At 32.5% G+C, this 2,916-nt stretch carries 2 protein-coding genes, 1 tRNA gene and 1 pseudogene; all 4 read right to left on the minus strand.

The window, feature by feature from the left end:
* Positions 1–134: 134 nt before the first annotated feature.
* Positions 135–629 (minus strand): P-loop NTPase family protein, encoded by a 495-nt coding sequence (locus tag JCM14822_RS18290; protein WP_054744059.1) that lies wholly within the window; start codon positions 627–629, stop codon positions 135–137.
* Between the two features lie 237 nt (positions 630–866).
* Positions 867–939: transfer RNA gene (locus JCM14822_RS18295), tRNA-Gly, on the minus strand.
* Positions 940–1,081: 142 nt separating this feature from the next.
* Positions 1,082–2,644: a bifunctional metallophosphatase/5'-nucleotidase gene (locus JCM14822_RS18300; RefSeq protein WP_054744061.1), complete on the minus strand. Its 1,563-nt coding sequence runs from the start codon at positions 2,642–2,644 to the stop codon at positions 1,082–1,084.
* Positions 2,645–2,649: 5 nt separating this feature from the next.
* Positions 2,650–2,806: pseudogene (locus JCM14822_RS24695) on the minus strand (phosphonate ABC transporter, permease protein PhnE); the annotation flags it as partial.
* Positions 2,807–2,916: the final 110 nt, after the last annotated feature.

Raw genomic sequence — 2,916 nt, forward strand, 5'->3', positions numbered from 1 at the left:
TTAGCGGCTTGCATCCCGCCGACTTTTATAATATTACACTATTGAATTACATACGTCAAGCGTTTTTATAAACTTTTTTAAAGTTTTTTCTTTCTTTTATTATTTTTCCCACAAAACCCTTGAAAACACATCATTTATAGCAATTTATTTTGTGTAAAATCTTGGACATTTTTTACGCGTATGACCTTGCTTTGATAAGATTTTAATCTTTTTTCAAAGATATGAAGTGTTTTTTCAAAGTCTTTATTCCACTGTAACATAAGTGAAAGCATTTTAAAATCAGATTTATAATTGCATTTATCTAATCTTAATTGCTGTTTAATGAATCTTATCACAATATTTTTTCTTCTCTCTTCAAAAGGCGTATCTAAATAAATAATCTTATCGCATCTATCCAATAGGCAATGATAACTTTTTCGATATATCCCCTCACAAATCCATTTTCCCTGCTTATCAATTTCATCTAATTGTTCTAGCTGCTCTTCATGACTTATGCGTCTCCTTCTACCTAACTCTCTCCTATAAGCAATATTATCAAGTTCATAATAAGGAATATCCATCTCCTTAGATAATTTCTTTGCTAAAGTTGTCTTTCCACTGCCTACGCAGCCTATAATATAAATCTTCATATTCTCACCTCGCGCATATCCTATATCTTATATTTAGCCTCTTGCATTTTATAATCTCCTATAGCTATTTATTTCCCCTCTCTACTACTCATACCTCTATTATAGACATTCGTCATTTTATAATTTTCTTATCAATCTTTTCAAACCATATTATATCCTTTTTTGTTATAATAGCACTTTTATTTTTAAATACGAAAAAAGCTTAGATATCAAATATCTAAGCTTTTTATTAAAAAGAGCGCGAGACGGGACTCGAACCCGCGACCCTCTCCTTGGCAAGGAGATGCTCTACCAACTGAGCCACTCGCGCATAAATTATTTTATTTTCTTAAAGACAATACATATTGTATACTAATAGTTTACTTCTGTCAACACTTTTTTCAATTTTTTAGGAGATATTATAAGAAGGACTGCTGCAAACTAAACTTTATCCAGCCCCTCTTATTTAAATATTATTTAGTTATAATAATTTTAAAATCAGGCTTTGCCATAATTTCTACTACTTGATGTTTTTTAATATATTCAATGGCTAATGCTTGAATATCTACATCATATTCTTTAACTACTTCACATTCTTGGTAACATTCATAGCCGCCAGTACCTGTTGCACGATAATCGCTCATAGCTAAAGTATATTTCTTATCACCTAATGTCTGACCATCTTTTAAAATTTCTACTACTCTTTCACCTACAGGCTTTGTAAGGTCAAATGTATAACTTAAACCTGCGAAGAAATCATAATTGTAATGTTCTACTTTAGGATTAATGAAGCAATCTGAAATTACTACCTCTCCATTAGCTTCAAGTGTGTAATACTCAGCACAACGCTCTAAAGCCTGACGAAGTACTCTCTCATCCACTTCTAATACTTTCACTGTATTAGGAAACTGATATGCTCCCATAACGTCTCTTGTTGTCACTTCTTTCTTAAATCCAATAGGATTGTTCCCTAAGCTGATACAAGAGAAATCTGCACCTGAAAGTTCTAATTGTAACTGATTGCAGAAATCAGCTAATCTAGAACCTTCTAGTGCTAATGTTAATTTGTCTAAGTCTGGAATTTCTTCTGTGAATCCACCTAATTTTTTATCTAACCACTCTTCTACTGCTTGTTGCATACTAAACCATTTGTTTGCAAGCTGCACTGATCCATGAGTTCCTACCTCTGCAATAGTCTTTGGTCTCATTTCAATAGCTTTAGGTGCTTTACATGTAGAAGTGATTTCAAGTTCACCGTTCTCTTTAACTTCAACTAAAACTTCAGCATATTTTTGTGCATTAGCTGGTAATTGAAGCGTATAAGTACCATGTAACATTCTGCCTTCTACTGGCATATGTTGATGCGCCGTAAGTAGTACATCATAGTTTAATTCTTTACAAATGCGATAACCCACATTTTCTTTACCTTTTGCTAAGCTTAACCCTGTTGTAAGGTCTGCTTCGAATCCACCATGATAAATACATACTGTCACATCACATTGATCTTTAATTTCTTCTAGTGTCACTTTTGCAGCTTCAAAAGTATCTTTTACTTCTAAGTTTGTAAGATGTTCGGGTCTTTCCCATAAGTTAACGTAGTCTGTAACGATTCCTACTAAACCTACTTTTAATCCATTTTCAAGTGTATGAATCACATAAGGTTTTAAATTTAATTTACCTGCTTTATCCACTACATTGGCAGCTAATGCGCCAGCATGTAATGTCTCTAAATATTTTTGAAGACCTGTATAATCATAGTTAAAATCATGATTTCCAAGTGCTATATAATCATATGGTGCAGTATTAAATGCTTCTGCAATAGGAAATCCTTCTTCTGAGTTTTCCCACATGTATTTCACAAATACAGAACCTTGAATTGTATCTCCACCATCTAAGATAAGTGTATTACCATCTTTCTCAAATTCATTAATACAACTTAATACTCCCATGTCTCTAGCTGATTTAGTAATATAATCTGTTGGGAATAAATAACCATGTGTATCTGATGTATAATACATCTTTAGTATTCTTTTCATTTATCTTACCCCCTTGCGAGTTTAATACGAATCTTTCCAGAAAACCATTCAATAATTAATACTAATACAATAAGTCCAGCTAGGATAGCCCCTACTTGATTCCACTTGTAAGCATTCATCGCAAAAATTAATAGTGCCCCCGATACCACCAGCTCCTATAATTGTTCCTAAAAATGCAATACACATTGTTTCTAATAAAAGATATAGTACACCTTGATTTGTAAAGTTAAATAAAAGTGCTGTATCAGATTACTCCACAGGTAGATTAATAA

This window comes from Cellulosilyticum ruminicola JCM 14822 (assembly GCF_001311925.1).
GTDB lineage: Bacteria > Bacillota > Clostridia > Lachnospirales > Cellulosilyticaceae > Cellulosilyticum > Cellulosilyticum ruminicola.